17 protein-coding genes are annotated in these 18,436 nt (G+C 39.8%); 2 read left to right on the plus strand and 15 right to left on the minus strand.

Annotated elements, in window-relative coordinates; all coding sequences use genetic code 11:
• Positions 1-199: 199 nt before the first annotated feature.
• From ACFQIC_RS03275 to ACFQIC_RS03315, 9 genes are all read right to left on the minus strand, one after another.
• Positions 200-343: a hypothetical protein gene (locus ACFQIC_RS03275; protein ID WP_204708778.1), complete on the minus strand. Its 144-nt coding sequence runs from the start codon at positions 341-343 to the stop codon at positions 200-202.
• 99 nt (positions 344-442) lie between these two features.
• Positions 443-1,849 carry an amidase gene (locus ACFQIC_RS03280; RefSeq protein WP_204708758.1) on the minus strand — a complete coding sequence of 469 codons (1,407 nt, stop codon included), beginning with the start codon at positions 1,847-1,849 and terminating at the stop codon, positions 443-445.
• 44 nt (positions 1,850-1,893) lie between these two features.
• Positions 1,894-2,067 (minus strand): diguanylate cyclase domain-containing protein, encoded by a 174-nt coding sequence (locus ACFQIC_RS03285; protein ID WP_390216937.1) that lies wholly within the window; start codon positions 2,065-2,067, stop codon positions 1,894-1,896.
• A complete protein-coding gene (locus ACFQIC_RS03290) occupies positions 2,048-2,458 on the minus strand; it encodes a PAS domain S-box protein (protein ID WP_204708756.1) in 411 nt (136 codons plus the stop codon). Before ACFQIC_RS03290 ends, ACFQIC_RS03285 begins: the two co-directional genes overlap by 20 nt.
• A 20-nt stretch (positions 2,459-2,478) precedes the next feature.
• Positions 2,479-2,730 carry a hypothetical protein gene (locus ACFQIC_RS03295; protein WP_204708755.1) on the minus strand — a complete coding sequence of 84 codons (252 nt, stop codon included), beginning with the start codon at positions 2,728-2,730 and terminating at the stop codon, positions 2,479-2,481.
• 16 nt (positions 2,731-2,746) lie between these two features.
• The gene (locus ACFQIC_RS03300) at positions 2,747-3,712 is read right to left on the minus strand and encodes a Gfo/Idh/MocA family protein (protein ID WP_204708754.1); all 966 of its coding nucleotides are present in this window, start codon (positions 3,710-3,712) and stop codon (positions 2,747-2,749) included.
• A gap of 1,452 nt (positions 3,713-5,164) precedes the next feature.
• Positions 5,165-5,884 (minus strand): CAP domain-containing protein, encoded by a 720-nt coding sequence (locus ACFQIC_RS03305; protein ID WP_204708753.1) that lies wholly within the window; start codon positions 5,882-5,884, stop codon positions 5,165-5,167.
• A 185-nt stretch (positions 5,885-6,069) separates the two neighbouring features.
• Positions 6,070-7,209 carry a DEAD/DEAH box helicase gene (locus tag ACFQIC_RS03310; protein ID WP_204708752.1) on the minus strand — a complete coding sequence of 380 codons (1,140 nt, stop codon included), beginning with the start codon at positions 7,207-7,209 and terminating at the stop codon, positions 6,070-6,072.
• A 114-nt stretch (positions 7,210-7,323) separates the two neighbouring features.
• Positions 7,324-7,761, minus strand: coding sequence for an SRPBCC family protein (locus ACFQIC_RS03315; protein ID WP_204708751.1), 438 nt, complete (start codon positions 7,759-7,761; stop codon positions 7,324-7,326).
• 373 nt (positions 7,762-8,134) lie between these two features.
• Between ACFQIC_RS03315 and ACFQIC_RS03320 the strand changes: the two genes are divergently transcribed.
• Entirely contained in the window at positions 8,135-8,554 is a 420-nt protein-coding gene (locus tag ACFQIC_RS03320; protein WP_204708750.1) for a VOC family protein, read from the plus strand.
• A gap of 104 nt (positions 8,555-8,658) precedes the next feature.
• On the plus strand, positions 8,659-10,071 hold the full coding sequence (locus ACFQIC_RS03325) for a Na+/H+ antiporter NhaC family protein (protein WP_204708749.1): 1,413 nt from the start codon (positions 8,659-8,661) through the stop codon (positions 10,069-10,071).
• 37 nt (positions 10,072-10,108) lie between these two features.
• Here ACFQIC_RS03325 and argF read toward each other — a convergent pair whose 3' ends face one another.
• The 6 genes from argF to argJ form a co-directional block, all read right to left on the minus strand.
• Positions 10,109-11,053 (minus strand): ornithine carbamoyltransferase, encoded by a 945-nt coding sequence (gene argF / locus ACFQIC_RS03330; protein WP_390216949.1) that lies wholly within the window; start codon positions 11,051-11,053, stop codon positions 10,109-10,111.
• Positions 11,054-11,063: 10 nt separating this feature from the next.
• Positions 11,064-14,087, minus strand: coding sequence for a carbamoyl phosphate synthase large subunit (locus ACFQIC_RS03335; protein WP_204708748.1), 3,024 nt, complete (start codon positions 14,085-14,087; stop codon positions 11,064-11,066).
• On the minus strand, positions 14,080-15,144 hold the full coding sequence (locus tag ACFQIC_RS03340; RefSeq protein ID WP_204708747.1) for a carbamoyl phosphate synthase small subunit: 1,065 nt from the start codon (positions 15,142-15,144) through the stop codon (positions 14,080-14,082). Before ACFQIC_RS03340 ends, ACFQIC_RS03335 begins: the two co-directional genes overlap by 8 nt.
• A 113-nt stretch (positions 15,145-15,257) precedes the next feature.
• Positions 15,258-16,415, minus strand: coding sequence for an acetylornithine transaminase (locus ACFQIC_RS03345; RefSeq protein ID WP_390216950.1), 1,158 nt, complete (start codon positions 16,413-16,415; stop codon positions 15,258-15,260).
• Positions 16,412-17,230 (minus strand): acetylglutamate kinase, encoded by an 819-nt coding sequence (argB, locus tag ACFQIC_RS03350; protein ID WP_204708745.1) that lies wholly within the window; start codon positions 17,228-17,230, stop codon positions 16,412-16,414. The genes ACFQIC_RS03345 and argB overlap by 4 nt, the downstream gene beginning before the upstream one ends.
• On the minus strand, positions 17,193-18,419 hold the full coding sequence (gene argJ / locus ACFQIC_RS03355; protein ID WP_204708744.1) for a bifunctional ornithine acetyltransferase/N-acetylglutamate synthase: 1,227 nt from the start codon (positions 18,417-18,419) through the stop codon (positions 17,193-17,195). The genes argB and argJ overlap by 38 nt, the downstream gene beginning before the upstream one ends.
• Positions 18,420-18,436 lie beyond the last annotated feature (17 nt).

Genomic DNA, 18,436 nt, shown 5'->3' on the forward strand with positions numbered 1-18,436 from the left:
AACCACTCCCCCCTTTATATAGTATTTTTGCCAGCAGCCAATTGGAGCTACTGGCATTTTTAATCGATTTTCATGATGGTATGATAACTTAGGGACGGGATGAACATGATGTGTACGAATAACATAGAACTACGTTATCTCCCGTAGCTCGAAAATAAGAAAGAGGCCGAGTTCATTATATAAGAACCCGACCTCTTTCTTATTTTCGATGTAAAAATTCAAAAAAGTCAATAAAAGCATGAAACATTGCAATCGATTGAAAAGTAATAAGGCTCAAAGCAGTCATCGAAAAAAAAGCAATAAATAGCAAACGTACAGCATGAATGCCGTGTAACCAAGCCATTTGAAATCCTCCTTATCGATACACCCCTCTACTTCGAACGGTTTAAATCTATTCTACTCCTCTCACTTCAAATTTCAATTGTTTTATTTGTCGAATACTTTATAATATTTCTTCATATTTCCTCCACCAAGGACGTGTTCTTTCAAGCTGTCCCGCTAATTTAAACAATGTGGCTTCGTCACCAAATCGCCCCATAAAGTGGGATCCTATCGGCAAGTTATTTTCACCCCAATATAGTGGAATGCTCATTGCAGGCTGACCTGTTACATTAGCAATTGGCGATAAATGAGCATAATTCGCAGAAACTTGTAAAATTTCGTCTACAGATTTTTTGGAACCATTATATTCTCCGAGTGGTAAAGGAGGCTTCGAACTAACAGGATGAAGAAGGACATCATATTTTTCAAAAAACTGATGAATTTTCACACTCTCATCAAATAAAAACTGTCGCGCTTCCTCATATTCAAAAACGGTGATTTTTTCACTTTTCTCGATAATTGTTGATAATAGCAGTTCCACATTTTGCGAAGTAGCTTGCTTGCCATTTAACCGTGAAGCATTTCTAACCGCTATAGCTCCTCCAACTACCCAAACGGTAACATAGGCATTCATAAAGCGATGAAGATCGAAATCTGGGTAAGCAATTTCAACATTATGACCTAGATCCTCACATAGTTTAGCCGTTGACTCAATCGCTCCTTGAACTTCTGGTGCTATTTCCATTAAGGAACTAAAGTCAGCCATATAAGCGATATTAAGTGTTCCTGGATCCGTTTCAACATATTTTTGAAAAGGGGCGCCTATGCTAGGAGTAGAAAAGGAGTCCCCCACTTGTGGACCTTCTATGACATCTAACAGGGCTGCACTATCACGGACTGAGCGTGTAATGGCATGATGAACCGATAAACTGTTAATGCGCATAGATAAAGGACTTCGCCCGCGAGTGGGCTTTAATCCAAATAATCCACAACATGACGCTGGGATTCTGATCGAGCCTCCTCCATCGCTCCCATGTGCAAAAGGAATCATTCCCGAGGCTACAGCTGCAGCCGCTCCACCACTTGAACCACCGGGTGAAAAGTCAGGATTCCAAGGGTTCCTGGTAAATCCCAAATAGTCGGACTCAGTAGCAGGAGTAAAACCAAACTCCGGTGTGTTTGTTTTCCCTATAATAGTTAAACCCGACTTTTTGTAACGCTTAACTATTTCATCATCCCACGTGGCCTGAAAGCCTTCCATCACTTTTGAACCATAAGAAACAGGAGCTCCTTCAACAGCATTTAAATCTTTAATGAGAAAAGGAAAACCTCCAAATGGGCCATTCCCTTGATCGAATTCCTCTGCCGACTGATCAAACATTGTATGTACGACGGCGTGAAGTTCAGGGTTTTTGTCGATAATTTTTTGTTGATAATGGTTCGTCAATTCACTTAGCTTTATTTGTTTCTTTTTTAACAATTCAAGTTGACCTAATCCATCCATATTTTGGAGTTCTTGAATAAACATTATCTTTATCTCCTTTACCTAGGCGTGGTCGGTCTCTGGAAAATCTAGACTCCATTTTTATTGTTGGTTTTAACCTTATAAAGCGCCTCATCTGCATGATTGAGAAGTTTATTTTCAGTTTGTCCATGTTGGGGATAAAGCGCAATTCCGATTGATACTCCCAAGTTCAAAGATTTTCCTTCGATCGTAATAGGCTGACTAAAACTCCTCTTCATCATATTCTTTATCGGTTATATCACGACATACCGTAATTATAGACACTTTTCCATTATATAAGACTTTCCCACCATGCATTTCCACCTTTTTCTTCGTTCCATCCACGGCTTTTAAACATCTATTAATTGGCCTAGAAATAAATTCATCAGCTTTAATTTGACCTAGTCTTTCTTGGATATCCTCTTCCTCTTCGTCCACTACAAACTGAAATATATCCGCTCCAATAAGTTCAAGACTACTTGAGGCATTTAATAAACAAATGCCGGACTGATTAACATAGTCAATTTTATTTTCATCTCCATGTACAAACATTGCGTCTTCAGAGGTTTTAACAATATCCCAATACTTGTCACCCGGATATTTAACACTAGTTAGTAACTTGGTTATCAACATATATTTATCATTTTCACTTTTCAACGGTTTGATGGTACATTCACAATTATCCCAATCAATAAACTGATAGGATGCATCACCTTTATTATGATTTCTTTTTCATCTTTATAGAATTGGTTTATCGATTTACCAAGAAGATTCGGTTCCCTATGTAAAATAGTTTCATTTCCATAAGTAAATACGTACAAGTCTTTTTTCTTCTCTACAATCGCTATTCCTTCCTCCATAGAGTTGAGGATATCATCAGTTAGTTCATTACCAATTATTGCCAAGTTAAAGTCCTCCCCTTTATTTATACTTCAGGGAATGTTGTATTTTTTCCATTACATCTAGATACCTGAATGTTTCTTTGTGATATTTATCTAAAGATTCCTTTTCGTTAATTGCTTTCATAAATGCCTCTACTTGCAGACTATATTGGTCACCATACTCTTCAAAACTTCGCTCCCCATAATTATTTTCCAGAGTGATCTTCCCTTGATGGTCGTTCTTGTCAGGTCGGTAAGCATCATGAACTCTAAGCATTCCTTTTGTACCTATTACTTGGTACTCATTTCTAAAATGTGCGTCAAAGCTACAGTCTACTTGAACAATTATATCGTCCTCTAACAAAAGAGTTGCTACAGCGGTAGTATCGACACCAAATTGTTCGTCCATCTTAGCTGTCGTTGTCAGACTTTTCACTTCCCTGTCAAGAATATGCAAGGCAGAGTGTACCCCGTAACAACCTATATCCCATAAAGAACCGCCACCTTTTGATGGGTCCAGGCGAATATTATATTGAGATCGATCAAAATTAAATGAAAAGCTTGAACGTAAAAGAGTGACCTCACCAATCTCCCCTTGTTCTATTAAGCTTTTTACTTTTTGGTGTTGAGGGTGAAACTGATACATAAATGCTTCCTGAAAATATACTCCATTGGCTTCACACGCTCTCATCATCTCTCTTACATCAGCTTGTGTTAATGATGCCGGCTTTTCGCAAAGCACATGTTTTCCTGCTTCCGCTGCTTTAATCGTCCACTCTTTATGTAAGTGATTCGGTAATGGAATATATACTGCTTCTACTTTTGGATCTTCTAATAGAGCTTCATAGTTGTCATATGTGTACGGAATGTTAAATTCCTCTGAAACTTCTTTTTCTTTGCCGCTTTGACTTGCAATAGCATAAACTTCTGCTCCTTCTGTTCGTTGTAATGCTGGAATTAAAGCCTTCTTTGCAATATTTGCTGCACTCATTATGCCCCACTTCATACTTCATTCCCCCTATACAATAACTTTCATAAAATTATAACATTTATTGGTTATAGTGTTAAAAATACCTTTAAAAATGTTATTTTATTGGTTTTCTGTAAAATGTGGTGTTGGAGAGTGATCTCCGTCACCCTTTTGATTTAGCTGCTTTCGCATAGTTTGTTGCTTATCCCACCGCAACCTGAATACACTTCGCTTTCCGCGGGTGACCCGTGAGCCTCCTCAAACAATTATCTATCCAAAACAACAATGATTCCCTAACAACTCTATGATAAAATGATTGTGCATTCGTTCTCTCTCCTTTGCCTTGTTGTGTCGCAACTTTAGGGTATCAAAAGAGACAATGGAGTGCATTTTTTATATTCTCCTGAACCTTTGTGACCGTCATTTAAAATGAAACAGTTTCTGCTAAAATAACTGACACACTTTACTGGAAATTATAATCCCCATTTCATAGTGAATTGCAGCCTCTAATAACAAAACATTTGTTAATCATTATCCTGATTTATACGATGGTTTCCGTTACAAAGGATGGCGTTAGATGTGGTTGACAGGAAAAAACACTCAGCTTCGAGAGATGTTGTTTCCGTTATGGTTGAAAGCGTTTGGAGGTCCGCGAAATCACTCGCTTTCCATGGGCATGTGGCGAGCTTCCTCGGGCTATCGCCCTGCGGGATCTCACCGATCATGTTCATCCCAGCTCTTACGCCTTATAAGGACGAAGGTTAAATCTAGTTCATCAATCCTATCGGGCGTTATCCAGCTCCAGCGCCTAGCGGCTAGTGAGACTTCCTTCGCTTCTGTACGATAAGTCAACATCGAATCACGATGTTCTTCGTGTTTCCTTTATCTCCGACAGCTCAGTCCAGTCCATACGCCGCTGACCAAGGCGCCTCCGCTTTTAAAAGTGGAGTCTCGTGATTTCCCGGACCTCCTTGCCATTGTGAGGCAGACGGAAACCTCAGTAATGGGTTTTTCAAATTGTAGGCTATTCATAGATGGGAGTGGGTGGCTAGGAAACGGGGAGATTCCCAAGCCCCCCATTCGATGTGTGAGAAACGAACCCCTTTCCCATAAGGATCATCTTCCACTATCCGTGTTCTATTGCAATGAACCTCTCTATACCAAGGATTTTAATAGGACCCGCCCGCTATCAAAATTTGCATGCAAACTTAGGAATGGGTGCCTTTTCTTGAAGGGGTATCGAGACACTTATATGGTAAAGGGGCGGAGGGAAACGGGGAGACTCCCATGGGATTTGCGGGACAGCTGAGACCCCACAGGACGAAGTCCGAGGAGGCTCAGCGCCCGCCCCATGGATTTTCCCTAATTTATAAACTGAAAATGGGGATAGAATCTGTTTACATATCTTCTGATAAGAAACATCCCCTTTAGTAGAAAACCAAAGGGGATGTTGGTAAGTCTATTATTTTTTGCTATTTATTTCGCCGACTATCGAGGTGTCATAAATAATTGTGTCCAATACGTACCGTAAGAATCTGAACCCTGTTCTACATAACCGACACCAATATGAGTAAATTCAGCCTTCATAATGTTCTCGCGGTGCCCTGGGCTATTCATCCATCCCTCCACTACTTGTTCAGGACTTCGTTGGCCTGCGGCAATATTTTCTCCAGCTCTTGAATAAACAAAATCATATTGATCCATCATTTCAAAAGGTGACCCATAGGTTGGAGACGTATGATCAAAGTAATCATTATTCGCCATATCCTGGGATTTCAAACGGGCTAAGTCACTTAGACGATCATACATTTCTAAAGGTTGTAAATCCTCTTTTGCGCGTTCCTCATTCACTAGTTCGACCACTTCTTCTTCGTAGTTAGACGGGCTTTCAGATTCTAGGGAGCTTGTCGAATCTTCTCGACTCTCAAGTTCCCCCATTTCTTTGAGTTGTTTTTCAAGCTCTTGTTGCTCAGGTTGGTCTTGTTCTCGAATTTTTTGAGTTTTCTCTGGATTGAATAGCTGATTTAAGTTCGTTTCAAACTCATCCATCGTTATATTACGATCATCTAACCAACCTTTTATATGATTCGACCATTTATCAAAGGTCGTTGGTTCATCACTTTTCCACATTTGCTCAGCTAATGCTGGAGTGGCAACAGAAACCATAAACAGAACAGCAATAAAGACAAGTAAATACTTTCTAAGCATACAGGTCCACTCCTTGCATTTAATTATAAGTCAAGTATTTCACGATCTAGGTGGCGCTCACAAGAGGCTATAGATAGAAATATACTACTTAATTCATGGGAATATATCCAACTATTTCTATATTACCCTGAAAGGATCTGTTTTAAAACACAAGATCCCCTTACTGACTGGTAAGGGGACTTTGATTATTTACTCTTTAACTGACCTTTCACGATGTCCTTTGGATGCAAGGAGAAGTCATAATCACGTGAAAATTTCTTCAAACGTTTCTCATCAACTGGATTTACGAGCGAAACTACAACTCCTGGCAGTGATCCTAACCTGGCCGTTCGTCCGGCTCTATGAATATAAGAAGTAGCATCTTTAGGAATATCTAGATTAACGATATGCGTAATATCCTTTACATCAAGACCACGTGCCGCTACATCTGTTGCAAGTAAAACGTGATATTCACCATTACGAAAACCCCGCAGAGCTTTAGCACGCTGTTCCTTATCAGCATCACTATGAAGGATTGCTAGTTCTAGACCTTTGTACTTTAATTTTTCTGCATAAACACTCAAATTACCAATATCCTTCATAAAAACAAGACCTTTGAAATCATCCATACGAGCTAACTTTCGTACAATTTCAATTTTTTCTCGATCTTCACAAGCTATAAAGGTATGTTCTACATCTGGTTTTAAAGTTTCCTGGGCTACACGTATTACTTTAGCATCCTTCATGAATTCTTGTGCATGACTTTCAACTTCTTTTGGTAAAGTTGCTGAGAATAGCAAGATTTGCCGTTCCTTTAATGTACTCTTTATTATACTTTGCAAGGTTTGAATATGTTCAGGAACAAGTAACTGATCCGCTTCATCAAAAACGAGCGTCTTGATTTCATGGGCCTTAAGCTTTTTCTTCTGCATCAGCTCATAAACGCGTCCGGGAGTTCCTATGACTAATTGAGGCTTTTTCTTGAGCTTGTCTATTTGTCGATTAACATTAGCTCCTCCAATCAATGTCATACTATTTATACCGCTGCCTTTCGACCACGTTTGTACTTCCTGATGGATTTGCATTACTAGTTCGTGAGAAGAAGCTAAAATCAATATTTGTGTATGTTTCTTAGTAGGGTCAATCTCCATTAGCAATGGTAGTAAATAAGCAAGAGTTTTACCGCTTCCCGTTGGTGCCTCTGTGATGACATCTTTCCCAGCTAGGATGTAAGGAATGCTATCTTCTTGCACAGTGGTTAGTTGACTGAATTGTGATTGATCCCAAGCCTCTTTCATGAATGGCAGCATCTCTTGAAACCAGTTTTGATTTAATGAATGACTCATAAATAATTATCTCCTTTTGTTCATTTCATTTTCATAAAAAAACAGGCCTCAACCCATGCCTAATGGAAAGAGACCTTTTCCGTACTTTATTATGGATTTTCATTATAGCATAAACTATTCTTTCTCGATATATTCCTTCATTTTATCAAGGTGATTGGCATCTTCTTTTTTAATAATTTTTTTGATCAACGGCTTTACCAAAGAGTTACGCAATCCTTTTGTAAATAACTCTCCCTTAAATTCTACCTTTGTTCCTTCAGTTGTTTCAATAAATTGATAATGATAACGAAGGTCAAGTCCGTTTTGTTCACTTCTTGCTGTGTAAGATTTATTATTTTCAAAATTGGTAATTTCAATAGTTGAAGCAACTTTCCGTCCTCTGATCTCACGAACTTCTTTGAATTGGTACCCTTCACGAACAGGTCCTTGCGTGAGCGGTTCAACCCCCACAACAGCTTCCATCATTTGTGGACTGTTTGTAAAAGTAGTTGCCGCTTGGAATACGTTCTCTAAAGGTTTGTTTATAATAACTACTTTCTCAAGGAAAGGCATAATGTAGACCTCCGAATATTATAGTGATGTGGTACTCATTGATAAAGACATTACCTCTATCAATATATTACCATTAATCCATTTAAAGTGCGTGTGCAAAAAGACGCCAAATTAGAAGCAAGCAGGTCGAGGCAACGAAGTTTCTGAGGACCAGAGTGTAGGCTTTTTTCCTACATGAGGACCGGAAGAACGAGCCAAAGAAGAGATGCGCCGCTTAACATTTGGTGACTTTTTGAACATCCTCTTAAAGAGAAGCAGTCAAGAGTATAATCATTAATCCTAGCTACTACTGCTTCATATGGAAATTGTTTGTTCTAGTACATTTAATAGCTTATGTTAAAATAAAACCATTCTAATAAGTAGGAGAATAACTATGAATAAAAAATTAGATCATATCGGTGTTGCTGTTCGTCAAATTGAAGAATCCATCGATTTTTATAAGAACGTTTTAGGTGCTAAAATGATTGACCACTATCGTAGTGAAGCGAAAGGCGTGGAAAGCGAGATTGCGATCATGGATATTGATGGTGACCGTACTGAGTTATTGTGCCCTACAAATAATTCGACGTCTCCCATTGCTCGTTTTATTAAGCAAAAAGGCAAAGGTGTTCACCACATCGCCTATCAGGTGGATGATTTGGAAGAGGCACTTCAAGCCCTGAAAGAAAAAGGAATTCGCGTGATGGAGGACACTCGTCGTACGAATAAACATGGTAGGAGGTTAATTTATTTAAACCCCGCCGATACAGAAGGCACAATTATTGAATACTGCGACTATCCAAACGAAAAATAAAATTTTTATAACTTGTTTGCTTCACTTTATTTACTTTACTATGCATACAATACCTCCTCTTCACTCAAGCTAATCAAATAGATAGAACCAAAGAGGTGGAAAAAATGGACTGGTTTTCCGTAGTTCCTTTTATCGTTGTAATTGCAGCAGCAATCTGGACAAAACAAGTAATTCCCAGTTTGCTATTCGGAGTTATTGTAGCTGGATACTTAGTAGAACCTCACTGGCTCAACGGCATGATCAAAACTTTGGAATTTATCATGGCAGGTCTATCAGACGAAAGTAATCTTAAAATTATTATTTTCCTCTACGCATTTTCTGCACTTATTGGTTTGATTCGTATGTCTGGAGGTATAAAGGGTTTTGTAAAAGCAGCTACAGAGAGAATTGAAAACAAACGTGGAGCTTTTGTGCTCACCTGGCTCTCTTCTGTAGGGACCTTTGCCGCCCCAAGTTTTCGAATCGTAACAATTGGGCCAGTTATGAAGGCAATGCGCAAAAAAATTCCGATGTCCAAACAAGAGCTCGGCTTTGTTATCGAAACGACAGCGTCACCGCTTGTTGTGTTAATTCCGGTTGCGACAGCATTTGTCGGATACATGACCTCAGTGATCGATTTATCTTTGGAACAGGCAAATGCTTCAGGTGATTCCTACTCTCTTTTTCTTCAAAGTATTCCTTTTAATTTCTTTGCAATATCAATGTTGCTTCTAGGATTCTATTTAAGTTTCTTTCATAGCAGCAAAAAAAAGGCAAACGATAAAGAGAAAACTGAGGAGGAGAAAAAAGAAGAAGAGGATGATCAGTGGGAGGATTGCCATCCATCTGTCATGAAGGATTTACCAGCAAAGCCTTGGAATTTAATCACCCCACTAATCAGTGTCATTGGTCTAACATTTGCATTTATGTATGCAATTGGTGTTAATAATGGTAAATCCGGCTTCAGTGCTCTGATCAATGATGGTGTCCTTGATGCAATGGTTTTAGCCGTAGTTATTACAATCATGTGGTTTGTTTTCTTTTTAAAATTTAAAAAAGAGCACTTAAAGAAAATGATGAGTGGTTTAATTGATGGCGGTAATGATATGATGACAGTCATCCTTTTACTCGCCATGGTATGGGGGTTAAGTAAAGGAACGGAAGCACTAGAATTTGCAGATACCATTTCTGAATCCTTTGACTGGATTCCCGCAAGTTACGTAGCTGTAGTCATATTCATCGCCGGCTGTGGCTTATCTTACTTTATAGGCTCAGCCTGGGGGACATGGGGAATACTTATGCCTGTGGCCTTATCCATTGCCACAACATCTGGAAGTTCATTACCTGTTGTGATTGGAGCCGTCTTCGCCAGTGGAACATTTGGTGCGTTTTCGTCACCCCTAAGTGATGATACGAATACGACTGCTGGGATTTTAAATTTAAACACCATAGAGTATGCAAAATTCAAACTGAAACCAGCACTTATTGCCGCTGGGGTCGCTGCTGCAGGCTATTTAGCATTATCCTTTTTCATATAATAAACCCCACCGTCGATGGTGGGGTTTATTATTATACTCAAGTTACAATTACAGATTGTAATATTGCTTTTTGAACATGAAGACGATTTTCCGCTTGTTGGAATACGGCTGATCGAGGACCATCAATAACAGAAGCGGTCACTTCTTCCTCCCGATGGGCAGGAAGGCAGTGAAGGAAACGAACATCATCTTTTGCCAGTTTCAAAAGTTCATCATTCACTTGAAAACCATCAAAGGCTTGCAATCGTTCATCTATTTCACTCTCTTGACCCATACTGGTCCAAACATCTGTATAAACAACATCTGCATTCTGAACAGCGACCTTTGGATCAGGTTCAATCTTTATCGATCCATGGTTTTTTTCTGCAATGTCTTCAGCTTGTTTCACTACTGCTTTATCTGGTTCATACCCTTGAGGTGAAGAAATAACAACATCCATTCCCATCATCGCTGATAAGATCATGAGAGAATGTGCCACGTTATTCCCATCGCCTATATATACAACTTTAAGTCCTGACAATCTACCCTTCAATTCCAAAATAGTAAACACATCCGCCAATGCCTGACAAGGGTGATAGACGTCACACAACCCATTAATCACAGGTATCGAAGCGTGTTTAGCGAGCTCCGTTAATTTTTCATTAGAAGTGGTACGATACATAATTGCATCTACATATCCCGATAAAACTTGAGCGGTGTCCGCAATCGTTTCACCACGACCAATCTGAATATCACGCGAATTCAAATAAAGAGCATGCCCCCCCATTTGCACCATCCCCACTTCAAAGGAGACGCGTGTGCGGGTGGAAGATTTCTCAAAAATCATACCTAAGGTTTTTCCTGCCATCATACTGTTATGAGGATTCTCTTTTAGGTCCTGTGCTTGAGCTAGTAATTGGGAAACATCACTCTGTGTGAAATCCACCCAAGTAAGAACATCGCGACCTTTTAAATTATGAGTGTGTGCTATCATTTCTTCCATTAAATTCACCCTAAATGCACTCCTTTTCTGTACTCCCAGGTAATGGGGTTGGTTGATATGGGTCATACGATAAAGATTCAATATAGGCATTAAAGGTGGAAGGTTGAGTAAAGACAGTTATACCACTTTTTAATGCTTGAATTCTTCTCAAAGATGCTTCTTCCGTATTTTGGTCATTCATATATACTTGGGCTTCCTTCAACTTTATCCAATCTGAAAATTTCAGATCAATTGATTGGCCTTTAACAAATCCAGTTGTTTCGACGAGACAAGCCTGTTTATTTTCAAAAGGATTAGGTAAATGCTCAAATACCTTTGCCATCGCCTCTTCCACAGTAAAACCAAGACACATACCCTCTCCTGTTGACAGCATATTTGCTCCAAGTTTGTGATCAAGTTCAGGCAGAGCATGGGATGAAAACAACGGATACTTCACAGCTACGTGCTGAAAAGTTGGCTGGTGGAGATTTGTAAAGTCCAACGTTGGATCACCGACTAACGATCTGATAGCCAATTCAATCATTGAGACTCCTGATACTTTACTTATAATAGGAACGGTCCGACTCGCACGAGGATTGACTTCAAGGACATAAATTGTATCTTCAGACAATAGAAATTGAATATTCATAATTCCTTTATACTCTACCTCTTGAACAATTTGTTGAGCATATTGCTTCAATGTCTCTTTTACATCAATCGATAAATTCGGAGATGGAAAAATAGCCATACTATCTCCAGAATGAACGCCCGCCGGTTCAACGTGCTCCATAATTTCCGGGATAAACACATGTTTTCCGTCTGCTACAAGATCAATTTCTGCTTCCATCCCCGTTGTAAACTGATCGAGTACAATTGGGTAGTGCTGCGAGTCAGTTTCCTGTAAAGCATTTTTTAATTCAGATTCACTCTCTACTTTCACCATGCCCTGGCCACCAATTACATAAGAAGGACGACAAAGCAATGGGTACGAGTATGAATCAGCTACATCCAACGCTTCTTCCATCGTGTGACACATGGATCCTGGAATATGTGGTATATCTAATTTTTTCAAAACCGAGTAAAACTGTTCTCGGTCCTCGAGCTGTTCGATCGTATCTACACTAATTCCAGCAAGTGGGATCCCCACCTCTTCTAATTCATCCGCAATATTGATAGCGGTTTGCCCACCAAACTGTGTAAATACGAGATCAATGCCCTCATGTTCAACAATTGATTCAATAACTTCTTTATTAATTGGATCAAAGTAAAGACGATCGGCAGTCGTATAGTCTGTACTTACCGTTTCTGGATTATTATTAATCATAATCGTCGTCCAACCGAGCTTTCGTAAGCTCTGAATAGCTTTCACCGCACTGTAGTCGAATTCAACACCCTGACCAATTCGAATAGGACCCGCACCTACGATCAATGCTTTTTTATTTGGGGGAAGCGGTGTGATTTCATTCGTTCCTGCATAGGTCGTATACACATAGTTTGTTGCTGCCTCAAACTCAGCCGCACAAGTATCAACCATCTTATAGCTAGGCTTGATATTGTATTCCTTGCGCATCTGCTTTATCTCACTTTCATTTACACCCTTCAGTTCAGCTAGCTTTTTATCCGTGAATCCTTGGATTTTAGTCGTTTTTAGAAGTTGTTTTGTAAGCTCTTCGTTTTGAATAGTTGCCTCTGCTTTCACTAGATTGGAAACAATATTCAAGAAAAATAGGTCAATTAAAGTTTCCTTGTGAATAGTGTCTGTGCTTACTCCTTGCTTTAGTAATTCTATAATGGCGAAATAACGTAAATCAGTTGGTTTTCTTAAATGGTCATAAAGTTCATCAGGGTTCATATTAGTGATGGACTGGTCAAGCGATGCCACCGCTTTTTGGAATGCCCCTTCAAGTGTTCGATCAATAGCCATAACTTCCCCTGTTGCTTTCATTTTCGTACCAAGTTTACGGTCGGCATTAGAAAATTTATCAAATGGCCAACGTGGGAATTTAACTACGACATAATCTAATGCTGGTTCGAAACTCGCATAAGTCGTTCCCGTTAGTGGATTCTTCAACTGATCTAACTTGTAACCTAACGCTAGTTTTGTAGCCATTTTAGCTATTGGATAACCCGTCGCCTTTGACGCCAGTGCCGAAGAACGACTAACCCGAGGGTTTACCTCAATTACATAATAATTTTTACTATGAGGGTCTAACGCGAACTGCACGTTACAACCTCCGATAACGTCAAGAGCTGAGATTATTTTAAAAGCGGCTGTTCTCAACATTTGATACTCTTGATCCGTAAGCGTTTGAGATGGCGCGACAACGATAGAATCCCCAGTATGAACTCCAACAGGGTCAAAGTTTTCCATATTACAAACGCTAATACACGTTCCATTAACATCACGCATGACTTCATACTCCACTTCTTTAAAGCCAGCTATGCTTTTTTCTATAATCACCTGACCAATAGGACTAGCTTTGAGCCCGTTAGTAATGAGTTCCTTTAACTCTTCTTCATTATCGGTAATTCCACCTCCACGGCCACCTAGGGTATAGGCCGGACGACTAATAACCGGATATCCGTATTGATCCGTGAATTGCAGAGCCTCTTCCACACTTGCAACCACTTGACTTTCTGGTACAGGTTGGTGCAAGTCATCCATCAATTCTCTAAATAATTCACGATCTTCACCTTGTTGAATAGATGCCACGCTTGTGCCTAGTAGTTCAAGATTATATTTTTCGAAAATATTATGTTTATTAAGTTCAACAGCTAAGTTAAGTGCGGTTTGTCCTCCAAGTCCTGCAAGAACTGCGTCAGGACTTTCTTTTTTGATAATAGCCTCCACACTTCTAATAGTTAGAGGTTCACAATAAACCTTATCTGCGACTTCATTATCAGTCATAATCGTTGCTGGATTATTATTTATAAGTACAACCTCATGCCCCTCTTCTTTGAGTGCAAGACAGCCTTGTGTACCGGAATAGTCAAATTCTGCAGCTTGCCCGATAATAATAGGACCTGAGCCGATTACGAGTATTTTTTTAGGCATAGACTTGCCCTCCCTTTCTAGTTGCTATATTGCTTAAAAATTCGTCAAAAACCCATTTTGCATCCTCTGGTCCTGGATTTGCTTCTGGATGAAACTGGGCCGATAAAATTGATTTGGAAGGATGCATTAACCCTTCGACCGATCCATCATTAATATTGCTAAAACTAACTTCTAGTACTGTTTGCTCTATGCTACTTTCGTCTACTACATAATTGTGGTTCTGAGAGGTAAGAAAGACACGTCCTGTTTGATGATCTTTCACAGGATGATTAGCCCCACGGTGTCCAAATGCCAGTTTCGTAGTATCCGCACCATAGGCTAATGCAATCACCTGGTGCCCTAAGCAAATACCTAACGAAGGAAACTCTTCTAAGACTTCTTTTAATTCAGGCAAACAATGGGTAGCGTCCTTTGGATCCCCAGGTCCATTCGATAGTACGACACCGTCTGGATTCAGCTCCTTGATGATACCCATATCAGTAAACGGCACTACTGTCACACGTGTTTCCTTTTCCAAAAGCTGATCAAGAATAGAGCCTTTGAACCCAAAGTCAATGAGTACAATGTGCAAATCCCCTTCCCCATGAGTAGTAGGTTTCGGACAACTAACTTGAAATATATGCCCAACTTCCTTTGTGTCTGAGGGTTTTGTAGACTCTAATGCTAAGGTTGCCTGGCAAGTTCCATGACTTCTGATCGCCTTAGTCACTTCTCTTGTATCTACCTCTGTCAAAAAAGGTATGTTCCATTTATTCAGATAATCTTTTAATGATATTGTGGCTTGATAATGCGTTGCCGTATCAGCACATTGAAGCATAACAACTCCGCTGACTTGTGGTTCAGCACTCTCAGAGTCAACTTCATTGATCCCGTAATTCCCAACTAATGGATAAGTAAATACGACAATTTGACCTTTATACGAAGGATCTGTTAATACCTCTTGATATCCTGTCATCCCTGTAAAAAATACGATTTCTCCTTCTAGAGTATTTTTCCACTGTTCAGATGCTTTACCCTTAAACGTTTGACCCTCTTCTAATGTTAGAAAACCTTGCATATTTCCACCCCGCTGTATATTTATCAGTACAATAGTATTTTTATACATTCATGTGTGTAAAAATGACTTTGCAGAAATGACTGTCATTCCTGTCAAAGTCTCCTTGCTAACTATTACTTAAGATTAACTTTCTCATATTCTAGCACTTTTTGCAATATACTTATAGCCTCATCGATTTCTTCCCTTGTCACATTCAATGGTGGCAGCAACCTGATCACACGCGGACCAGCTAGCACAGCCAGAAGACCGTTTTCCCGAAGTTTATGAATAAAGCCAATCGCATCCTCATCGATTTCAATACCAATTATTAAACCTTGGCCGCGCACTTCTTTCACTCCACTCAAGGTCAGTAATTTCTTCTGTAATTGCTGATGGAAATAAACACCTTTTTCCTGGACATCTTGTAAAAATTGATCAGAAAAAATAGTTTGTAGTGTTGCCTTAACAGCTGCAGAAGCAAGAGGATTCCCACCAAAAGTAGAGCCATGTGATCCTGCATTAAAAGTCTCGGCGAGTTCTGCTTTTCCTAGCATTGCTCCTACAGGAAAACCACTGCCTAAACCCTTAGCAGATGTAACGATATCAGGATCTAAGTTATGCAACTGGTAAGCAAAAGGCTGGCCTGTGCGTCCAATTCCTGTTTGAACCTCATCAATGATTAGTAAAGCACCGAGTTCTTTACATTTTTCTTGAATCGCTTGTAAAAATTGCTCCGTACCTTTAACCACTCCACCTTCACCTTGGATAACTTCAACCATGATAGCTGCAACCTTTTGATCGTTAACTTGTGCTACTGCTTCTGTATCATTATACGGTAAATATTCAAATGTGGGAAGAAGTTCTCCAAAACCTTCATGTACTTTTTCCTGGCCCGTCGCACTCATCGTTGCAAACGTTCGGCCATGAAAGGACTGCTTGAATGTAATAATTTTATCCTTCTTCGTATGCTTTCGAGCTAGCTTGATCGCTGCTTCATTTGATTCTGCTCCACTGTTGCAGAAGAATACGTAGTCAAGATCAGTAGGACCTGTTAAAAGTTCGGCGGCATCTTCTTGAATAGGAATTTGATACAAGTTGGAAACATGCCACACTTTCCCTAACTGCTCTTGAATAGCCTGCTCTACTGCAGGAGGACGATGACCTAGGTTACAAACAGCAATCCCAGATACAAAATCCAAGTATTGTTTATTGTTATCATCAGTAACAACCGTTCCTTCGCCTGATTGAATAGTTAGAGGGAAACGATTATATGTTGGAAAAACACTCATTATTTGGTCACCTCTTCCTTCCGCTGCTGATAGATCGTTGTCCCCTTAATCGTTTCTCCTTCGATTAAAGAGCGCTCTCCACTAACAACAAGTACTTCTTGTAAATCATCTGATAGAGCAGATATTGCTGCTGTTACTTTTGGAATCATTCCACCGTAAATATCCCCATCCTCAATCATTTTTTGAATTTCTTCAGGGGTAGTTCGATCAATGATTTTCCCTTGTTTGATAATTCCTGCCACATCTGTTACAAAAAGCAACTTCTCAGCATTTAACGCATTGGCCACAGCTGCGGCTCCAGCATCTGCGTTCACATTTACTAATTGCCCTTCACTCGTTCTGGCGAGCGGAGCAATAACAGGAATATACTCATGATCAAGAAGCTGTTTAATTAGGTTACCTTTAACTTGTTCTACTTGACCGACAAACCCTAATTTCTCTTCATCTATTAAACTGGCCTGAATTAACCCACCATCAGAACCCTTTAAACCTATGGAATGCCTACCGTGTCTAGCTAACGATGATGTAACTTGGTTGCTTACTTTTCCACCAAGAGTCATCATTACAACGTCTAGTGTTTCCGCTGTAGTTTTACGAAGCCCGTCATAAAATTCTCCTTTAATCCCCAGATCATTGAGTAATGACGTAATAGCAGGCCCCCCACCGTGTACAATGACACAGTGATAATGTTCGCTAAGTTGGATGAAACTCTCATAAAAACTTTCGCTCAATTGGTCAATCATACTTCCGCCAAGCTTGACAACAATAACGGGTTTTTCTCTAGGTTCGGTAGCTTGCATTGATTTTGATATAGTCATATGTTAAATCACACCCCCAAGCCGTACCTGTGCCAGTCCCTTCATGAAGGTCAATGTTTACCGTTACGTTTTCCTTGCTGAGATCCTTAGTTGCTTGTTCTTCTGAAAAAGAGCATGGCGTACCCTCACTAAATACGAGTTGACCTTCAATATAAATATCACACTTCTCAGCATTGACATGTGCTTCACTATGGCCAATTGCTCCAACTATTCTTCCCCAGTTTGCATCTACACCATAAACTGCTGTTTTCACAAGACTCGATCCCACTACTTTTTTTGCTACAATTCGAGCTTCCTGATCAGACCAAGCACTTGAAACATTCACCTCAATTAACTTTGTAGCTCCTTCACCATCTTTAGCAATTTGCTTTGCCAAATCCTCACAAACAAGTTGAAGTGTCTGGTGGAAATCTCCCCACTGAGAATGATCAGGCGAGAGAGAATGATGCTCTACACTTCCATTCGCTAAGGTAAGCACCATATCATTAGTGGACGTTTCTCCGTCGACCGTAATTTGGTTGAATGACTTATCAATTGATTGACTTAAAGCTAATTGCAAATGTTCTGATTCAATTTTTGCATCTGTAGTTATAAAACCGAGCATGGTAGCCATATTCGGATGGATCATGCCCGATCCTTTAGCCGCTCCCGCAATGGTTACTGTTTCTCCGTCAATCTCTACTTGATAACAAGCTGATTTTTCACAAGTGTCCGTCGTTAAAATTGCCTGCTGAAAATCGTGAGCTCCTGTTTCGGAGGGGTGAACATTTTCTACTCCATACTTGATCTTATCCATTTCCAACTGTTCACCAATGACACCTGTAGATGCAACAGCAACATATTCTTTACGTATAGAATATTGATTTGCTACTAGTTCTCGCATCGTATAAGCATTTGTCAGGCCTTCATTTCCTGTACAGGCATTGGCAATAGCACTATTAATTGCGATTGCTTGGATCTTCTGAGATTCAGCAATACTCTCTTGGTTGACCTTTAAAGGTGGTGCTTGAAAATGACTTTGAGTATAAACGGCCGCAACAGAAGCAGGGTGATCACTTATTAATAAACCGAAATCTTTTTTTGAGCGTCTTAAACCACAATGGATTCCTCCAGACTTAAAACCTTTTGGCGATATAACCGTTCCATCCTCAATCTTCTCAATATTGCATGCGTCCGTTGTTTGAATCAATCGCTCTCTCCCTTTCT

Source organism: Halobacillus seohaensis, assembly GCF_042663045.1.
GTDB lineage: Bacteria > Bacillota > Bacilli > Bacillales > Halobacillaceae > Halobacillus_A > Halobacillus_A seohaensis.